The following is a 17,034-nucleotide window of genomic DNA, read 5'->3' as shown; positions in this document are numbered from 1 at the left end:
TAAAATAGAGAGATAATATGGTAAAGAATCTTAAGGAAGTGACCGTTATGTCCAATAAAGTCAACCACGTAAAAACAGCCATTTGCGGCATTATCAATGTAACCCCAGATTCCTTTTCGGATGGTGGGCAGTTTTTTGCTCTTGAGCAGGCGCTCCAGCAAGCCCGTAAATTGATAGCAGAAGGAGCGTGCATGCTCGATATCGGTGGAGAATCGACTCGGCCGGGCAGTAGCTATGTTGAGATAGAAGAGGAAATCCAGCGTGTTGTTCCAGTGATTAAAGCTATCCGTGAGGAAAGTGATGTCCTCATTTCTATCGATACATGGAAAAGTCAGGTGGCAGAGGCTGCTTTGGCTGCTGGTGCCAATCTGGTAAATGACATCACGGGTCTTATGGGTGATGAAAAAATGGCGGATGTGGTTGCTAAGGCTGGAGCAAAAGTGGTTATCATGTTTAATCCAGTTATGGCTCGACCTCAGCACCCTAGTTCACTCATATTTCCTCATTTTGGTTTTGGGCAAGCTTTTACAGAAGAAGAGTTAGCTGACTTTGAAAAAGTGCCAATCGAAGACTTGATGGAGGCTTTCTTTGAACGTGCTCTAGCGAGAGCGGAGGAAGCTGGAATTGCAAGAGAAAACATTTTGCTGGATCCAGGGATTGGCTTTGGTCTCACCAAGAAGGAAAATCTACTCCTTCTACGGGACCTTGATAAATTACACCAGCAAGGATATCCGATCTTTCTTGGAGTTTCGCGTAAGCGGTTTGTCATTAATATCCTGGAGGAAAATGGCTTTGAAGTCAATCCTGAAACGGAAGTCGGTTTCCGCAATCGGGACACAGCTTCGGCTCATGTAACCAGTATCGCTGCGAGACAGGGTGTAGAAGTGGTGCGCGTGCACGATGTAGCCAGTCACAGGATGGCGGTTGAAATTGCGTCAGCTATTCGATTGGCAGATGATGCAGAAAATCTAGATTTAAAACAATATAAATAAGATGAACGAAATTCAAAACAATCAATGGATTGCCCACTACCGGACGGACCAACCGCATTTTGGCTTGGAACGCATGGTAGAACTCCTAGCTCTGCGAGGCAATCCCCATCTCAAACTCAAGGTCATCCATATCGGAGGGACCAACGGCAAGGGGTCTACCATTGCTTTTTTGAAAAAGATGCTGGAAAAGCTAGGACTGAGAGTTGGGGTGTTCAGCTCGCCCTATCTCATTCATTATACGGATCAGATTAGCATTAATGGGGAATCCATTCCCGAGGCTAGGCTAGAAGCCCTCATGGCAGACTATCAGTCTTTGCTTGAGGGAGAATCTGCTGACAATTTGCAGGGAACAACTGAGTTTGAGATTATCACAGCTTTAGCTTATGATTACTTTGCCTCAGAGCTAGTAGATGTGGCTATCATGGAAGTCGGCATGGGTGGCCTTCTGGATAGTACCAATGTTTGCCAGCCCATTTTAACAGGCATCACAACCATTGGACTGGATCATGTAGCCCTACTTGGTGACACCTTGGAAGCCATAGCAGAGCAGAAAGCTGGTATTATCAAACAAGATATTCCTTTGGTGACAGGTCGCATTGCTCCAGAAGCCTTGGCTGTTATCGACCATATGGCAGAAGTTAAACATGCACCGAGACTTGTCTATGGGAGTGATTATCAAGTCAGTCATCAAGAAAGTGTGGTGACAGGCGAAATCTTTGACTATACTAGTTCTGTCAGACAAGGTTGCTTTCAAACAGGTCTGATTGGTTTACATCAGATCGAGAATGCGGGGATGGCGCTTGCCCTCCTAGACACTTATTGCCAGGAGACTGGGCGAGAATTTGCAAGTAATGCCTTGGTTGCTCAAGCTCTTGAGGAAACCAGTTGGCCGGGGCGTTTGGAGGTCGTGTCTAGAGACCCATTGTTGCTTTTGGATGGAGCCCACAATCCCCATGCTATCAAGGCTTTATTGGCAACCTTGCAAGAACGCTTTGCGGATTATCATAAGGAAATCCTCTTTACGTGTATTAAAACCAAGGCCTTGAATGATATGCTGGATTTACTAGAGACGATGCCAGATAGTCAATTGACTTTAACCCATTTTGACGATAGTCGGGCGACGGATGAAAGCGTGCTGAAAGAGACAGCCAAGTCTAGAAATCTTAATTACCAAAGTTGGCAGGATGTTCTAGAGCAGAAATTGACAGATAAAAATGAAGAGAAAAAAACAGTTAGGATTGTCACGGGTTCCTTGTATTTCTTGAGCCAAGTGAGAGCCTACCTAATGGAGAGGAATAACTAGAGAATGGATACACAAAAAATTGAAGCAGCTGTAAAAATGATTATCGAGGCTGTAGGAGAGGACGCTAATCGTGAGGGCTTGCAGGAAACGCCTGCTCGTGTAGCTCGTATGTACCAAGAAATTTTTTCAGGTCTTGGCCAAACTGCGGAGGAACATTTGTCAAAATCCTTTGAGATTATCGACGATAATATGGTGGTGGAGAAGGATATCTTTTTCCACACCATGTGTGAACACCACTTCTTGCCCTTCTATGGGAGAGCGCACATTGCCTATATTCCAGATGGACGTGTGGCAGGTTTGTCCAAGCTAGCCCGCACAGTTGAAGTTTATTCTAAAAAACCACAGATTCAAGAACGGTTGAATATTGAAGTAGCTGATGCCTTGATGGACTATCTAGGGGCTAAGGGAGCCTTTGTTGTCATTGAGGCTGAGCATATGTGTATGAGTATGCGTGGTGTCAGAAAACCAGGCACTGCAACTTTGACGACCGTAGCCCGTGGCCTATTTGAAACAGATAAGGATCTCCGAGATCAGGCTTATCGTCTTATGGGACTATAAAAGAATCCGCTGCGTGCGGATTTTTCTAGAAAGGACTAGTTATGGATCAACTGCAGATTAAAGATTTGGAAATTTTTGCCTATCATGGTCTTTTTCCTAGTGAGAAGGAATTGGGACAAAAGTTTGTTATTTCCGCAAGCTTATCCTATGATATGACCAAGGCGGCGACTGAGTTAGATTTGGCTTCTTCTGTCCACTATGGAGAACTTTGCCAACAGTGGACGACTTGGTTTCAGGAAAGCGCTGAGGATTTGATTGAAACGGTAGCCTACAAACTAGTAGAGCGTACCTTTGAGGCTTATCCTCTTGTTCAAGAAATTAAGCTGGAACTCAAAAAACCTTGGGCTCCAGTCCACTTACCACTTGATACCTGCTCAGTAACCATCCACCGTCGCAAGCAACGGGCCTTTATCGGCCTAGGAAGCAATATGGGCGATAAGCAAGCAAACTTGGAACAAGCTATTGACAAACTGCGAGCTCGCGGCATCCATATTCTCAAAGAATCCAGTGTTTTGACGACGGAACCTTGGGGCGGTGTGGAGCAAGATAGTTTTGCTAATCAGGTGATTGAAGTAGAAACCTGGCTACCAGCACCAGTCTTGTTAGAGACCCTATTAAGCATTGAGTCAGAGATGGGACGGGTTCGAGAAGTGCATTGGGGCCCTCGTTTGATTGATTTGGACTTGCTCTTTGTGGAGGACCAGGTCATTTATACAGACGACCTCATCTTACCTCACCCTTATGTAGCAGAACGTCTCTTTGTCCTTGAGTCTCTGCAAGAAATAGCTCCCCATTTTATCCATCCAATCTTAAAACAACCAATTCGATACTTAGTTGACCAGTTGGAGCAAGGAAATGCCTAAACTTTCCGATACCTATAGCAAGTGGAAGAGCATTGGGGAGGGACTGCTTGCTATTGTTTTAGGGCTTCTCCTGATTTGTTTTGGACAAGTTATTCCGCGGGTGGGGTACCAGTTGCTGATGGGCTACTTTTCCTTGTCAGCAGTTTGGCACTTGTTGACTCGCTGGTTTCAGGATAAAAAACGTCGGGAAAACATCTTTGTAACCTTGGCCAAGCTGGTGGTTGCGGCTCTCGTGTTTGACTCTATCATTTTGCAAGACCTTGCCCTCTATCTCCTAGTCTTTGTCATTGCGAGCTACCAGCTGTTTACGGGCGGCATTAGTCTTGTGACCTGGTCTCTCTATCGAAAAAATGCCATTCATCCTCGGCTCCATCATCTCGTCGATGCTGTATGGATGATAGGATTCGGTCTTTATAGCATCTCTCCTTTTCACGATGCAGCGAATTTTGAATTGCTCTTGCTTGGGTTTTACTTGCTCATGCTAGGGGCTAGTAGCCTTCGGGACGGTTTCTTTTTTGAAAAGATAGAAAACAATCCCAAGCTGAAGCGGCATATGCGAATGACCCTGCCTATCTTTGTGACGGCTCTGATTCCTATCAGCACCTTGCGAAAACTAAATGAGTGGCTGGCAAATCATGAAAGCCAAGAAGGGGAAGTTCATTCGGAAAGAAAAAACGACCAGACGGTTGATCTGGAAATTTTTATCCATACCTCAGAAACCTCTTTCTTCCTCGCCATGGGACATGTGGATATTTGTTATCAAGGGCAGGTTATTTCCTATGGTTCGTATGATCCTCACTCGGAGCGTTTATTCGGCATGGTTGGAGACGGTGTTTTGTTTAAGGCCAATCGGGAAAAATACATCGAGCTCTGTAAGAGAGAAAGTCAGAAGACCTTGTTTGCTTATGGTCTGAGTTTGACGGACCAACAGAAAACAGCTATCCAAGCTCGCCTAGCGGAGATAGAAGACCTGTTAATTCCTTGGGAACCAAGTTCGCAGTTGATGAAAAGAAGAGAGGGAGAGGTCAAGCATACCTACTCCTACCAACTAAAAGAGGAAGCAGATGCGACCCTCTATAAATTCAGCTCATCCGAGTTTAAGACCTACTTCGTTCTCAGTACCAATTGTGTCTTGCTGGCAGACTCTATCGTAGGAAAAGCTGGGACTGATATATTGAGTCCCCAAGGTTTCATTGTACCAGGGACTTATCAGGATTATCTTGACTTAGAGTATACAAAACCCAACGGTCTAGTTGTCAGTCGATCCATTTATTAGAAAAAGAAAACTCTAGTTCCTCAGCAATTTACGCCGAGAAGCTAGAGTTTTTAAAATAGGTCATTTTCTTCTGGAAGGAGGATGGTTTCTCTACCGTCCATGTCTACAACAAGGACCCTAGGAGGGTAAAGCGGATCAAAAGGATGATTGAAATCAAAATCAATGCTAGTCGGAAGGTTCTGACTAGAGAAATGGAAGGTAATTGTCCCCTCGTTGTTGAGAAGCTGAAATTCAAGTTCTTCTTCTAATTCAAAGACGTTTTTCAAAAAATGATCAATAATGAACCATAAAGAGTCAATAACATCATCAGGTAAGCTGGTCACAACACCAAAACTGGCCGAACGTCTCTGGGTATTTGTAAAAGCCATGTTTCCTTCCTCCTTTTATTTTTCTTATCATACAGTAAAAAAGCTGAAAAATCAAGGAAACCTACTCGCTTTTTCAAAATGAGAATGAAGAATGAAATTTTTTCAAAGTTTCTCCTAAAAATACTTGAAAGTGTTTACAATAAGTGATAAAATGGAGTAAGTAGATGCGTGAAAGCGAAATTTTCATTATAGAAAGGAAACGGAATGAACACAGATGATACAGTAACGATTTATGACGTCGCCCGTGAAGCAGGAGTTTCGATGGCAACAGTTAGCCGTGTCGTTAATGGCAACAAGAATGTTAAAGAGAACACTCGAAAAAAAGTCCTAGAAGTGATTGATCGCTTGGACTATCGACCAAATGCGGTAGCCCGTGGTTTAGCTAGCAAGAAAACAACGACAGTCGGAGTTGTGATTCCGAACATTACCAATGGTTATTTCTCAACACTTGCTAAGGGGATTGACGACATTGCTGAAATGTACAAGTATAACATTGTCCTAGCAAATAGTGATGAGGATGATGAAAAGGAAGTTTCAGTGGTCAACACTCTCTTTTCAAAACAAGTCGATGGGATTATCTTTATGGGCTATCACTTGACTGAAAAGATTCGTTCAGAGTTTTCTCGTTCACGGACACCGGTTGTTCTTGCTGGTACTGTGGATGTAGAACACCAACTTCCAAGTGTCAATATCGACTACAAACAAGCAACGATTGATGCTGTAAGCTACCTTCTCAAAGAAAACGAAAAGATTGCTTTTGTGAGTGGACCACTTGTCGATGATATCAATGGCAAGGTTCGTTTGATCGGTTACAAGGAAGCCTTGAAAAAAGCTGGACATTCTTATAGCGAGGGCTTGGTCTTCGAATCAAAATACAGCTATGACGATGGCTATGCCTTGGCAGAACGCTTGATTTCATCACAAGCTACAGCCGCAGTTGTAACAGGTGATGAATTGGCTGCGGGTGTGTTGAATGGTTTGGCTGACCACGGTGTGTCTGTGCCAGAAGAGTTTGAAATCATTACGACAGATGACTCTCAGATTGCACGATTCACTCGTCCAAACTTGACAACTATTGCCCAACCTCTTTATGACTTAGGTGCTATCAGCATGCGTATGTTGACGAAGATTATGCATAAGGAAGAGTTGGAAGAACGTGAAGTTCTCTTGCCTCATGGTTTGACAGAACGTCGCTCTACACGAAAACGTAAATAGAAAAAATCAGGGAATCGTGAGATTTCCTGATTTTGTGTTCTAGAGAAGAGGATTAGCCTTCCATATAGTCTTTCAAAGCTTGTCCTTTTAGTCCAGCATTAAGGGCAATTAATAATTTGAGGCGCGCTTTTTGAGCGTTGAGTTCTTTGACAAAGAAAACACCAGCTCGTTGCAACTGTACCCCTCCACCTTGGTAGGCGTAGACAGGTTCAGCAATACCATTAAAACAACGTGAGACCAAGGCGACTGGGATTCCTTTTTGCAGGAGATTTTCCAACTTTTGAGCTGTTTCTTTGGGAACATTGCCTGCTCCAAAGGCCTGAATGACTAAGCCATCCAGCTGTTCTAAGTCTAACATATCGATCAGCTCGTCTGTCATACCTGCATAGGCTGAGATGATGGGAACTAGACCTTGAATATGCTCAAGATCAAACCGGACACGAGGTTCAGCCGTTTTAAAGTAGAGGATTTCTTGTTTCATGATGAGACCAAGAGGTCCATGTGTTGGGGTTTGAAAGGTGCTGACATTGGTCGTATGAGTTTTGGTAACATACTTGGCTGCGTGAATCTCGTCGTTCATGACGACCAGTACACCCTTGTCGGCTGCTTTATCATCACTGGCAACTCGCAGAGCACTCAGATAGTTATATACACCGTCGCTACCAAGTTCATTAGAACTACGCATGGCCCCTGTTAGAACGATGGGGATGAGCGGAATTTTCATGGTATCAAGGAAGTAAGCTGTTTCTTCTAAGGTATCTGTACCATGTGTGATGACAACTCCGTCGTAATTATCAGCTTCCTCTTTGATTTTATGATAGAGTGCAAGCATATGCTTGGGTTTGATATGGGGGCTTGGCAGGTTAAAAAAGTCTAGGGCATGAACCTCAATCCCTTCAAGCGGATTGGAAACATGGTTCATGGGATTTTCCTGGCTAGTTACAACGGCACCAGTGGCGTCTGCTTGCATGGAAATAGTCCCACCTGTATGTAAAACAAGGATTTTCTTAGGCATGATTTAGTCACTCTTTCTGAAATGTGGTATAATCATTGTAACACAAAAGGGGAGAATGGGACAGGATGGAAGTCAAGGCTGTTTTTTTTGATATCGATGGAACGCTAGTCAACGATCGTAAGAGTGTTTTGAAATCCACTAAGGACGCGATTAAGATTGTCAAAGAGCAAGGAGTGCTTGTTGGAGTAGCGACAGGACGAGGGCCGTTTTTTGTCAAGAAATTGATGGAAGACTTGGACTTGGATTTTGCGGTGACCTACAATGGCCAATATATTTTTAATAAAGAAAAGGTACTCTTTGCAAGTCCGATTGCTAAGTCAAGCCTGCGTCAACTGATTGCTTATGCTAAAAAGGAGCGTAAAGAAATCGCTCTTGGAACCGAGCATGCCGTTGTTGGTTCGAAAATTATGTCATTTGGTCTCGGATCCTTTTCTCAACTGGTTAGTCGTTTTATCCCGACTGTGCTGACAAGAACCGTTAGCCGATCCTTTAATCGAATGGTCAGCAAGGCAGTTCCTCAAAAGGAAGACGACCTGCTTAACTTGATTAATCAGCCCATTTACCAAGTTTTGATGCTGATGACGCCAGAGGAATCTGAGAAAGCTGCAAGTGATTTTGAAGATTTGAAATTAACTCGAAGCAATCCTTTTGCAGCAGATATCATTAACCAAGGAAATTCCAAATTAGAAGGCATTCGCCGAGTCGGGAAAGAATATGGCTTTGATCTCAACCAAGTCATGGCCTTTGGTGATTCAGACAACGATCTGGAAATGTTGGCGGGTGTTGGTATGTCGGTCGCTATGGGGAATGGCAGTAGCAGTGTCAAAGAAGTTGCCAAGCATATTACGGCAAGTAATCAACAAGATGGTATCCACAAGGCGCTCGAGCACTTTGGTGTTTTGGCTTCAGAAAAAGTGTTTGTCAGTCGAGACTACCACTTTAATAAGGTCAAGACCTTCCACCACATGATGGATGAACGAACTCAAGAAGAGCCACAGGCATGGGATGCTGAAGGTGCAACCCACCGCGCAGACTTTAAAATTGAAGAATTAGTGGAGTTTGTTCGTGCAGCAAGTTCTTCGGAGGAAGAATTTCAAAACTCCCTTGCAAGCATGCATGAGGCACTTGATAATGCGGCAGAGAAAGTGGCGAAAAAGACACCTGCTAAGCAAAATCTGGTCGGTCAAGTGGATGCTTTGATTGACACACTGTATTTCACATACGGTAGTTTTGTTTTGATGGGAGTGGATCCAGAACGTATTTTTGATATTGTCCATGAAGCGAATATGGGGAAGGTCTTCCCTGATGGAAAAGCTCATTTTGATCCAGTTACACACAAGATTTTAAAACCAGATGACTGGGAAGAAAAATATGCTCCAGAACCTGCTATTAAACAGGAGCTACAACGTCAGCTTAAGGCTTATGAGCGACATAAGGAAAGAAATAGAAATAATAAGTAACAAAAAGGAGCTCTAGGCTCCTTTTTTAATAATTATAATGTTTTTTCACTTTCTCTCACGACCAGCAAATCGACTTTTGCATGGCGGAGAATATATTCAGATGAAGAACCGACTAAGAGGCGTTCAAAGGCATTGAGACCTGTAGCACCAACTAAAATCAAGTCAACATTTTCTGCGTCCGGAATCGTCCGAGCGAGGAGAGTTTTTGGATTTCCCATTTCGATGACGATGTGGATATCCGTTAAACCAGCGTCTTTTGCACGCTTTTCATACTCTTTCATCATACTTTCAGCATCGGCTTGGAGTTCTTCGTAAACTTCAGCATCAAAGGTAGATACGCTTTGAAGAGCGCGTGTGTCAATAACATGGACAATGGTGAGCTTGGATTCATTGCGTAGAGCAGTATAAACACCTTTGACGAAAGCCAAGTCCGCTTCTTTAGAACCATCAATTGCGACCATAACATTTTGGTAACGTTGTGCCATAATGAAACCTCCTGAAATTTTCTTACTTTTATTGTAACCCTTTTCACTAAAGAAGTAAAGTAAAAATCATATTTTAAACCATATTGTTGGTCATAGACTTAGTGCGTATATAGAAATAAAAGAAAAGAGAATTGATGAGAATTCCCATTGTCCATTTTTTCTTTTACTTCCTTGTTTATGGAAGCTTGTCGCAGCGACTTTCTAGTGGTATAATGTTACTATCCTGACGAATTGAGGAAAAAAGATGAAAGAATTTAACAAATCTAGCAAGCTAGAGCATGTTGCTTATGATATCCGTGGTCCTGTTTTAGAAGAAGCCATGCGTATGCGAGCAAATGGAGAAAAGATTTTACGCCTGAATACAGGGAATCCAGCAGAATTTGGCTTTACAGCGCCAGATGAGGTCATTCATGATTTGATTATGAATGCGCGTGATAGCGAAGGTTACTCTGATTCTAAAGGGATTTTCTCAGCCCGTAAGGCTATCATGCAGTATTGCCAACTGAAGAAATTCCCAAATGTGGATATTGATGATATTTACCTTGGAAATGGTGTCAGTGAACTGATTGTCATGTCCATGCAGGGGCTTTTGGACAATGGAGATGAGGTCTTGGTGCCCATGCCGGACTATCCTCTCTGGACAGCAGCTGTCAGCCTAGCTGGAGGAAATGCCGTTCACTATATCTGTGATGAGGCTGCAGAATGGTACCCTGATATTGACGATATCAAGTCAAAAATCACTTCAAATACCAAGGCTATTATTCTCATCAATCCAAATAATCCGACAGGAGCCCTCTATCCCAAGGAACTTTTGTTGGAGATTATCGAAATTGCACGTCAAAACGACTTGATCATCTTTGCGGATGAAATCTACGACCGTATGGTCATGGACGGTCATGAGCATGTCTCAGTAGCTAGTCTGGCTCCAGATGTCTTCTGTGTCAGCATGAATGGTCTTTCAAAATCTCACCGTATCGCTGGTTTCCGTATAGGATGGATGGTCTTATCAGGACCTAAGACACATGTCAAGGGCTATATTGAAGGTCTTAATATGCTATCTAACATGCGCCTTTGCTCTAACGTTTTGGCCCAGCAAGTCGTACAAACCTCGCTAGGTGGGCACCAGTCGGTGGACGAATTGCTCCTTCCTGGTGGACGGATCTACGAGCAAAGAAACTTCATTTACAATGCCATCCAAGATATTCCAGGCTTGTCTGCGGTCAAACCCAAAGCCGGACTTTATATTTTCCCTAAAATTGATCGCAATATGTACCGCATCGATGATGATGAACAGTTTGTTCTTGATTTCTTGAAGCAAGAGAAGGTTCTCTTGGTTCATGGTCGCGGTTTTAACTGGCAAGAACCAGACCATTTCCGTATTGTTTACCTCCCTCGTGTAGATGAATTAGCACAAATCCAAGAAAAGATGACTCGTTTCTTGAAACAGTATCGTAGATAGGGCTTACATGAGAAAAAGCTGGAAACATTTGCCTAGAGCTATTGACAAAAGTATCAGAATCAGATAGAATAGTAAAGTATGTTTAGTAACTGATCACTTTATAGCCGGCTAAACGAATACAAAATCTATGAGGAGGTATTCATCGTGAAACGTACTTATCAACCAAGTAAAATTCGTCGTGCGCGCAAACACGGATTCCGTAACCGTATGTCAACTAAAAACGGTCGTCGCGTATTGGCAGCTCGTCGTCGTAAAGGACGCAAAGTTTTGGCTGCATAATCCAAACAAATTCAGCAAAGAAGCCAGTAGGAACTCGAGTCTACTGGCTTTTGTTTTGCTCAACAAATATAGATAGTGAAAGATTCATACATTTCAGTATGAGTTTTGTATCATGGAATAAGTCTCTGATCTATAAGAAAATTTGAGAAGTTTAGATAAAAAAGCTCAAAATCAAAAACAAATGATTTTGAGCTTTTGTTTATTCTTTTAAGTGATAAGAGTAGCTAGCGACAACGACGTCTTCGTGCCATCTGAGAGCGTATTTTAGTTTGAGGCTCATTTGATTGTGCAGGATATTTTGCCAAGGCTTGTTAGGGATGAACTGTGGTACGAGGACTGTAACGGTGTAGTTTTTTTGCTTAGCTTCTTGGGCGATTCGTTTGACATACTTGACGCTAGGGGTGATGATGTCGCGGTAGCTAGTGTTGATATTCTTCAGAGTGATATTTGGGAAGTAATCGGCAAATTCCTGAAGAATTTCTTGGTCTTTTTCTGCCGTTTCTTTAGTAGAAATGTGCATGGCCAACACTTCGTCACCGATACTTTGAGCGTAGTTGATGGCTCCGATACTTACTCGAGTGACATTTCCTACTAGGACAAGGACAAGGTTGCCATCATAAGTGCGTTTTTCAATTCCTTCGTAGAGTCGTAGTTGTTTTGCCACTTTTTGGTAATGGTTGTGAATGGACAAAAAGAGGAAGGTTAAAACTAGGATAATTGGGAAGAATGGCCAGATATCACCCAGTCTGAAGAGGAGTAAAATGAGGACAATGGCATAACAAATGATGGCCCCAAGGATATTAGCGAAGGCAGATTTTAAGAAGTTTGCTCCTTTTTCCTTTTTCCAATGGCGAATCATCCCAGTCTGAGAAAGGGCAAAGGGAACGAAGACTCCGATAGTATAAAGAGGAATCAAGCGCTCAGTATTCCCATTAAAAATGAGAAGAAGGATCATAGCTCCAAAAGCCAGAGTTAAGATACCGTTGGAGTAGCCAAGGCGATCCCCTTTTTCCATAAAGAGATGGGGCATGTACTTGTTTTTGGCCATATTGTAGGACAGCATAGGGAAGGCTGAAAAGCCAGTATTTGCAGCTACGGCTAGAATCAAGGCTGTCGAGAACTGGAAGAGATAGTAGCTAGCATGACCAAAGAATGAATCACCAAGAATGCCCTTGGCCATTTGCGAGAGGATGGTTTCTCCGTGTTGAGGCGTGATACCCATCCAGTAGTTTAGGAAGGTAATGCCTGCAAAAAGAAAACCTAGAATGAGTGACATGATGGTCAAAGTCTGAGCAGCATTCTTTTCTTTCGGAGTTTTGAAAAATGGTACCGCATTTGAAATAGCTTCAACCCCTGTCAGAGAGGCAGAGCCACTGGTAAAGGCTCTTAGTAGGAGAACGATGGAAAGACTCGGAACAGTTTGTCCAATGGTTGAAGTCGCCTGATAGTTTAGGGAACCTGTAAATAGTTGAAAGAACCCATAAAGCAAGAGAAAGACGGTACTGAAGATAAAGAGGTAGACGGGAATCATCAGAGAGCTGGCAGATTCTTTTAATCCTCTTAAATTCAAGAGCATGAGCAGGCAGACTAGGAAAATAGAGATATGAAGATTATAGGGATGGAGGGCAGGGATGGCTGCAGTAATAGCATCAGCTCCAGAAGCAACGGATACGGCTACTGTCAGCATATAGTCAACAAGGAGGCTGCCCCCTGCAATCAAGCCTAGTTCAGGGGAGAGATTTTCCCGAGTGACCATATAAGCCCCACCACCTTGAGGATAGGCGTGAATAATTTGACGATAGGAAATGGTCAAGCTAGCGAGGAGTAAGAGGACAAAAATACCGATAGGGAGGCTCCACCAAATAGCGAGAGGAGAGAGACTAACTAAAACGAGAATGACTTGTTCGGGTCCATAGGCAATAGAAGACAGGGCATCACTGGATAACATTGCAAGTGCCTGCATTTTTCCAAGTAATCCCCCTTCGCCGTCTGTGAGAGACTTGAGTGGTCGACCGATAAAGGTATATTTTAATTTTCTAAACATTTTCTTTTCCTTTGATGAAAATTTCAATAAGTGTTATTATACTGCTTTGAAAAAGGGCAGTCAAGGGAGAATGACTGATTTTTGGATATTTTTCCAAGCCGAGGGATGCTATTTTTGGTATAATAGATGGAAGAATGAGGTTAGAAGAGATGATTTTTGATACGCATACACATTTAAATGTAGAGGAATTTGCAGGACGTGAGGTAGAAGAAATCGCCTTGGCTGCTGAGATGGGTGTGACACAGATGAATATTGTTGGTTTTGATAAACCGACTATTGAACGTGCCCTAGAGTTGGTAGATGAGTATGAGCAACTCTACGCAACTATTGGCTGGCATCCAACGGAAGCAGGGACATACACAGACGAGGTCGAAGCTTACTTGCTTAAAAAGCTAAAGCATCCCAAGGTTGTCGCTTTAGGTGAGATTGGTCTGGACTACCATTGGATGACAGCACCTAAGGAAGTGCAGGAGAAGGTTTTTCGTCGTCAGATTCAGCTGTCTAAGGATTTGAACTTGCCTTTTGTGGTCCACACTCGTGATGCGCTAGAAGATACTTATGAGATTATCAAGAGCGAGGGCGTTGGTCCTCGTGGTGGGATTATGCATTCATTTTCAGGCTCTCTCGAGTGGGCTGAGAAGTTTGTCAAGCTTGGTATGACCATTTCTTTCTCAGGAGTGGTGACCTTTAAAAAAGCTACGGATGTCCAAGAAGCTGCTAGAGAGCTTCCTTTAGATAAGATTCTGGTAGAGACGGATGCGCCTTACCTGGCTCCTGTTCCTAAACGTGGCCGTGAAAACAAAACAGCCTACACACGCTATGTGGTGGACTTTATCGCCGACTTGCGTGGGATGACGACTGAGGAGTTAGCCGCAGTAACGACTGCAAATGCAGAGTGTATCTTTGGATTGGACAGCAAGTGATGAAAGAAAAAATTTCCCAAGTCATCGTAGTCGAAGGACGGGATGATACAGCTAATCTCAAACGTTATTTTGACGTAGAGACCTATGAGACACGAGGATCGGCAATCAATAATCAAGATATAGAGCGAATTCAACGCCTGCATGAACTGCATGGAGTCATTGTCTTTACAGATCCAGATTTTAATGGGGAGCGGATTCGGCGTATGATTATGACGGCCATTCCAACAGTGCAGCATGCCTTTCTCAAGCGAGATGAGGCTGTTCCCAAATCTAAGTCCAAGGGACGTTCTCTGGGAATCGAACACGCCAGCTACGAAGATCTAAAAACAGCGCTGGCTCAAGTGACAGAGAAATTTGAAAACGAGAACGAGTTTGACATCAGTCGTGGTGACTTGATTCGCCTAGGTTTCTTGGCGGGAGCAGACAGTCGTAGGCGCAGAGAGTATCTAGGTGAACAGCTCCGCATCGGCTATTCCAACGGCAAGCAACTCCTCAAGCGTTTAGAGTTGTTTGGCGTAACCTTGGCAGAAGTGGAAGAAGCTATGGAAAGTTATGATAATAGCTAGATAGCCCAAAAATACAAAGGGAATGTGTTACAATAGAGGTACTTAGATTTATTTTGATAGCGTTCAAATAGAAACTTATAAGGACAGATCGAAATGAAAATACAAGTTGACAGAGAGTCTGTGTGTATGGGGGATGATGTACTGCCCCATGAGACAGAATTTGAGATTCCTGAAGATATGACGGTGAAAGAATTTTTTGACTTTCTAGAAAAGAAAGGTTATTTGCCGTCTGTTCAAGGAAATAATGTGGCCTGGGAACTCCGTAATCGGAATGGTGAACAAGGTGTTTATTTCACTAAAACAGGAGAGATTATCCATTCAGATGGAGTATTAAAAGAGATGTTGGAAGGAATTACGGAGACCCCCCTTATTTGTTTTGCTCTATCATTATACCCCGGAAGCATACTATATTAGAAAAGAGAATAAATGAGAATTGCAGATGATGTCCTGACCGAGGTTGAACTGGTCATGTATTGTTATCGTCCCTTGGTGCTTTTATGAAACATCTTTTTAAATGAAGTCTAGGTTTTCGATTGGGCATGAAAAATTGGAAACTTTATAGTTTTATCTACATCCTACTTGAACCACTAACCTTTTTCAAAGATTGTGAAAGGAAATGATATGGCAAATAGAAGTTATATTTACTTAAAAAACGGGGATGAAGCTCGTATCCTAACAGCAGGCATCTACACTATACCATATTTTTGGCAATTATTTTGGGATGAAGAAGATTTAAGAACTCCCATTTCTCTCTGGGAAACAGCAGAAAAACTCGAAGAAGATGAAGAGGAAGCAGAAACATTTTATCAAGAGCAGAATGTAGATATCTTGCTTCCTATTGAAAAATTCCAGCAGAATGCCCTCCAAAACCGCTCTTTTTTAGAAGAAAATGTCCCGCAAGCCGTGCAACTATATGATGCCTTTGTTCGTTATATTCTTGCAAACGTAAAAGACGGTGATGTGCTTGGATTTGATCTTTTAGATGTTGTTTTTATGGACCAAGTGTCTGTTGTTTCTGATAAACTGTTAAAAAACATACGAGCTATTCGGGAAAATCAACCCAAAGATTTAGATTTTTCTTTGACAGAAAAGAACTTAATTGGTCTTGCTATGGGCTTTCCTGATTATTATGCTTCAGAATTATTGCCAGAAGACAATATTCTAGATTCGGTTGCCTATCAGGATGAATTGAAGAAAATGAACCCCCAAGAAGATAAGAAAGTGCTAGATACGACTGGAGCTGATTCAAAAGGGAACAAGTCTCGTGTTCTTTTTGTATTTTGGATTTTGCTGGCACTAGGAATTGTGTGGCTTCTATATATTATTTTTAGCTAATAATTAGAAAAGAGAATAAATGAGAATTGCAGATTATAGTGTGACTAAGGCAGTGCTGGAGCGTCACGGTTTTACCTTTAAAAAGTCCTTCGGGCAAAATTTCCTGACGGATACCAATATCCTTCAAAAAATCGTGGATACGGCTGAGATTGATGACCAGGTCAATGTCATCGAAATTGGCCCAGGAATTGGTGCCTTGACGGAGTTTTTGGCTGAGCGTGCGGCTCAAGTCATGGCATTTGAGATTGACCACCGTTTGGTGCCAATTTTAGCAGATACTTTACGTGATTTTGACAATGTTACTGTAGTAAACGAGGACATTCTTAAGGTTGACTTGGCGCAGTATATCCAGAATTTCAAAAATCCTGAACTACCAATCAAGGTAGTAGCCAACTTGCCATACTACATTACGACACCTATTCTCATGCACTTGATTGAAAGTGGCATTCCTTTTAGTGAGTTTGTCGTTATGATGCAAAAAGAAGTGGCAGATCGTATCTCCGCACAGCCAAATACTAAGGCTTACGGCAGTTTGTCGATTGCTGTCCAGTATTACATGACAGCCAAGGTTGCCTTTATCGTGCCTCGTACGGTCTTTGTACCAGCACCAAACGTGGACTCAGCTATCCTGAAAATGGTGCGTCGTCCAGAGCCAGCCGTAGCAGTGAAAGATGAGAATTTCTTTTTTAAGGTTTCCAAGGCTAGTTTCACTCATCGTCGCAAGACCTTGTGGAACAACTTAACAGGCTACTTTGGCAAGACCGAAGAAGTCAAGGATAAGCTGACCAAGGCTTTGGACCAAGCAGGCTTGTCACCAAGTGTGCGTGGGGAAGCACTAAGCTTGGAAGAATTTGCTAGCCTTTCAGATGCGCTTAAAGGACAAGGACTCTAAG

17 protein-coding genes and 1 pseudogene are annotated in these 17,034 nt (G+C 42.8%); 14 read left to right on the top strand and 4 right to left on the bottom strand.

What is annotated here, in order from left to right; translation table 11 throughout:
- Window positions 1-17: 17 nt before the first annotated feature.
- From folP to M1F74_RS07670, 5 genes are read left to right on the top strand one after another with little or no spacing between them, the layout of a single operon-like run.
- A complete protein-coding gene (gene folP / locus M1F74_RS07690) occupies window positions 18-992 on the top strand; it encodes a dihydropteroate synthase (protein WP_033585464.1) in 975 nt (324 codons plus the stop codon).
- A gap of 1 nt (window position 993) precedes the next feature.
- Complete coding sequence (locus M1F74_RS07685) at window positions 994-2,295, top strand: bifunctional folylpolyglutamate synthase/dihydrofolate synthase (RefSeq protein WP_096422820.1); 1,302 nt, start codon at window positions 994-996, stop codon at window positions 2,293-2,295.
- 3 nt (window positions 2,296-2,298) lie between these two features.
- Window positions 2,299-2,853: a GTP cyclohydrolase I FolE gene (gene folE, locus M1F74_RS07680; RefSeq protein ID WP_000380916.1), complete on the top strand. Its 555-nt coding sequence runs from the start codon at window positions 2,299-2,301 to the stop codon at window positions 2,851-2,853.
- Between the two features lie 41 nt (window positions 2,854-2,894).
- Complete coding sequence (folK, locus tag M1F74_RS07675) at window positions 2,895-3,716, top strand: 2-amino-4-hydroxy-6-hydroxymethyldihydropteridine diphosphokinase (protein ID WP_084872196.1); 822 nt, start codon at window positions 2,895-2,897, stop codon at window positions 3,714-3,716.
- Complete coding sequence (locus tag M1F74_RS07670) at window positions 3,709-4,992, top strand: DUF308 domain-containing protein (RefSeq protein ID WP_247946740.1); 1,284 nt, start codon at window positions 3,709-3,711, stop codon at window positions 4,990-4,992. The genes folK and M1F74_RS07670 overlap by 8 nt, the downstream gene beginning before the upstream one ends.
- A gap of 50 nt (window positions 4,993-5,042) precedes the next feature.
- Here the strand turns inward: M1F74_RS07670 and M1F74_RS07665 are convergent, their stop codons facing one another.
- Window positions 5,043-5,360, bottom strand: coding sequence for a DUF960 domain-containing protein (locus M1F74_RS07665; protein WP_084938918.1), 318 nt, complete (start codon window positions 5,358-5,360; stop codon window positions 5,043-5,045).
- 204 nt (window positions 5,361-5,564) lie between these two features.
- On the opposite strand from M1F74_RS07665, the gene ccpA reads away from it, so the two are divergent.
- Window positions 5,565-6,575, top strand: a complete 1,011-nt coding sequence (gene ccpA, locus M1F74_RS07660) for a catabolite control protein A (protein ID WP_001090635.1) — start codon at window positions 5,565-5,567, stop codon at window positions 6,573-6,575.
- A gap of 52 nt (window positions 6,576-6,627) precedes the next feature.
- On the opposite strand, the gene M1F74_RS07655 is transcribed toward ccpA, so the two are convergent.
- Entirely contained in the window at window positions 6,628-7,590 is a 963-nt protein-coding gene (locus M1F74_RS07655; RefSeq protein ID WP_247946739.1) for an asparaginase, read from the bottom strand.
- Window positions 7,591-7,655: 65 nt separating this feature from the next.
- Here M1F74_RS07655 and M1F74_RS07650 point away from each other — a divergent pair, with 65 nt between their 5' ends.
- Window positions 7,656-9,050, top strand: coding sequence for a Cof-type HAD-IIB family hydrolase (locus M1F74_RS07650; RefSeq protein WP_247946738.1), 1,395 nt, complete (start codon window positions 7,656-7,658; stop codon window positions 9,048-9,050).
- A gap of 32 nt (window positions 9,051-9,082) precedes the next feature.
- Here M1F74_RS07650 and M1F74_RS07645 read toward each other — a convergent pair whose 3' ends face one another.
- Window positions 9,083-9,535, bottom strand: a complete 453-nt coding sequence (locus M1F74_RS07645) for a universal stress protein (protein WP_000079164.1) — start codon at window positions 9,533-9,535, stop codon at window positions 9,083-9,085.
- A 244-nt stretch (window positions 9,536-9,779) separates the two neighbouring features.
- Between M1F74_RS07645 and M1F74_RS07640 the strand changes: the two genes are divergently transcribed.
- Complete coding sequence (locus M1F74_RS07640; protein WP_000657745.1) at window positions 9,780-10,994, top strand: pyridoxal phosphate-dependent aminotransferase; 1,215 nt, start codon at window positions 9,780-9,782, stop codon at window positions 10,992-10,994.
- A gap of 144 nt (window positions 10,995-11,138) precedes the next feature.
- Entirely contained in the window at window positions 11,139-11,273 is a 135-nt protein-coding gene (rpmH, locus tag M1F74_RS07635; RefSeq protein WP_000831902.1) for a 50S ribosomal protein L34, read from the top strand.
- Between the two features lie 199 nt (window positions 11,274-11,472).
- On the opposite strand, the gene M1F74_RS07630 is transcribed toward rpmH, so the two are convergent.
- On the bottom strand, window positions 11,473-13,317 hold the full coding sequence (locus tag M1F74_RS07630; RefSeq protein ID WP_084853078.1) for an APC family permease: 1,845 nt from the start codon (window positions 13,315-13,317) through the stop codon (window positions 11,473-11,475).
- Between the two features lie 149 nt (window positions 13,318-13,466).
- On the opposite strand from M1F74_RS07630, the gene M1F74_RS07625 reads away from it, so the two are divergent.
- From M1F74_RS07625 to rsmA, 5 genes and pseudogenes are all read left to right on the top strand, one after another.
- Window positions 13,467-14,240, top strand: coding sequence for a TatD family hydrolase (locus tag M1F74_RS07625; protein WP_247946752.1), 774 nt, complete (start codon window positions 13,467-13,469; stop codon window positions 14,238-14,240).
- The gene (gene rnmV, locus M1F74_RS07620) at window positions 14,240-14,806 is read left to right on the top strand and encodes a ribonuclease M5 (RefSeq protein WP_061587995.1); all 567 of its coding nucleotides are present in this window, start codon (window positions 14,240-14,242) and stop codon (window positions 14,804-14,806) included. Before M1F74_RS07625 ends, rnmV begins: the two co-directional genes overlap by 1 nt.
- Before the next feature lie 126 nt (window positions 14,807-14,932).
- Window positions 14,933-15,236: pseudogene (locus tag M1F74_RS07615) on the top strand (hypothetical protein).
- 191 nt (window positions 15,237-15,427) lie between these two features.
- Window positions 15,428-16,141, top strand: a complete 714-nt coding sequence (locus tag M1F74_RS07610; RefSeq protein ID WP_247946751.1) for a dimethyladenosine transferase — start codon at window positions 15,428-15,430, stop codon at window positions 16,139-16,141.
- A gap of 19 nt (window positions 16,142-16,160) precedes the next feature.
- Window positions 16,161-17,033, top strand: a complete 873-nt coding sequence (gene rsmA, locus M1F74_RS07605) for a 16S rRNA (adenine(1518)-N(6)/adenine(1519)-N(6))-dimethyltransferase RsmA (protein ID WP_247946736.1) — start codon at window positions 16,161-16,163, stop codon at window positions 17,031-17,033.
- Window position 17,034 lies beyond the last annotated feature (1 nt).

Origin of the sequence: Streptococcus oralis (genome assembly GCF_023109315.1) — a bacterium.
In the GTDB taxonomy this organism is placed as follows: Bacteria; Bacillota; Bacilli; order Lactobacillales; family Streptococcaceae; genus Streptococcus; species Streptococcus oralis_BS.
This window is presented reverse-complemented; position numbering and strand designations above follow the sequence as displayed.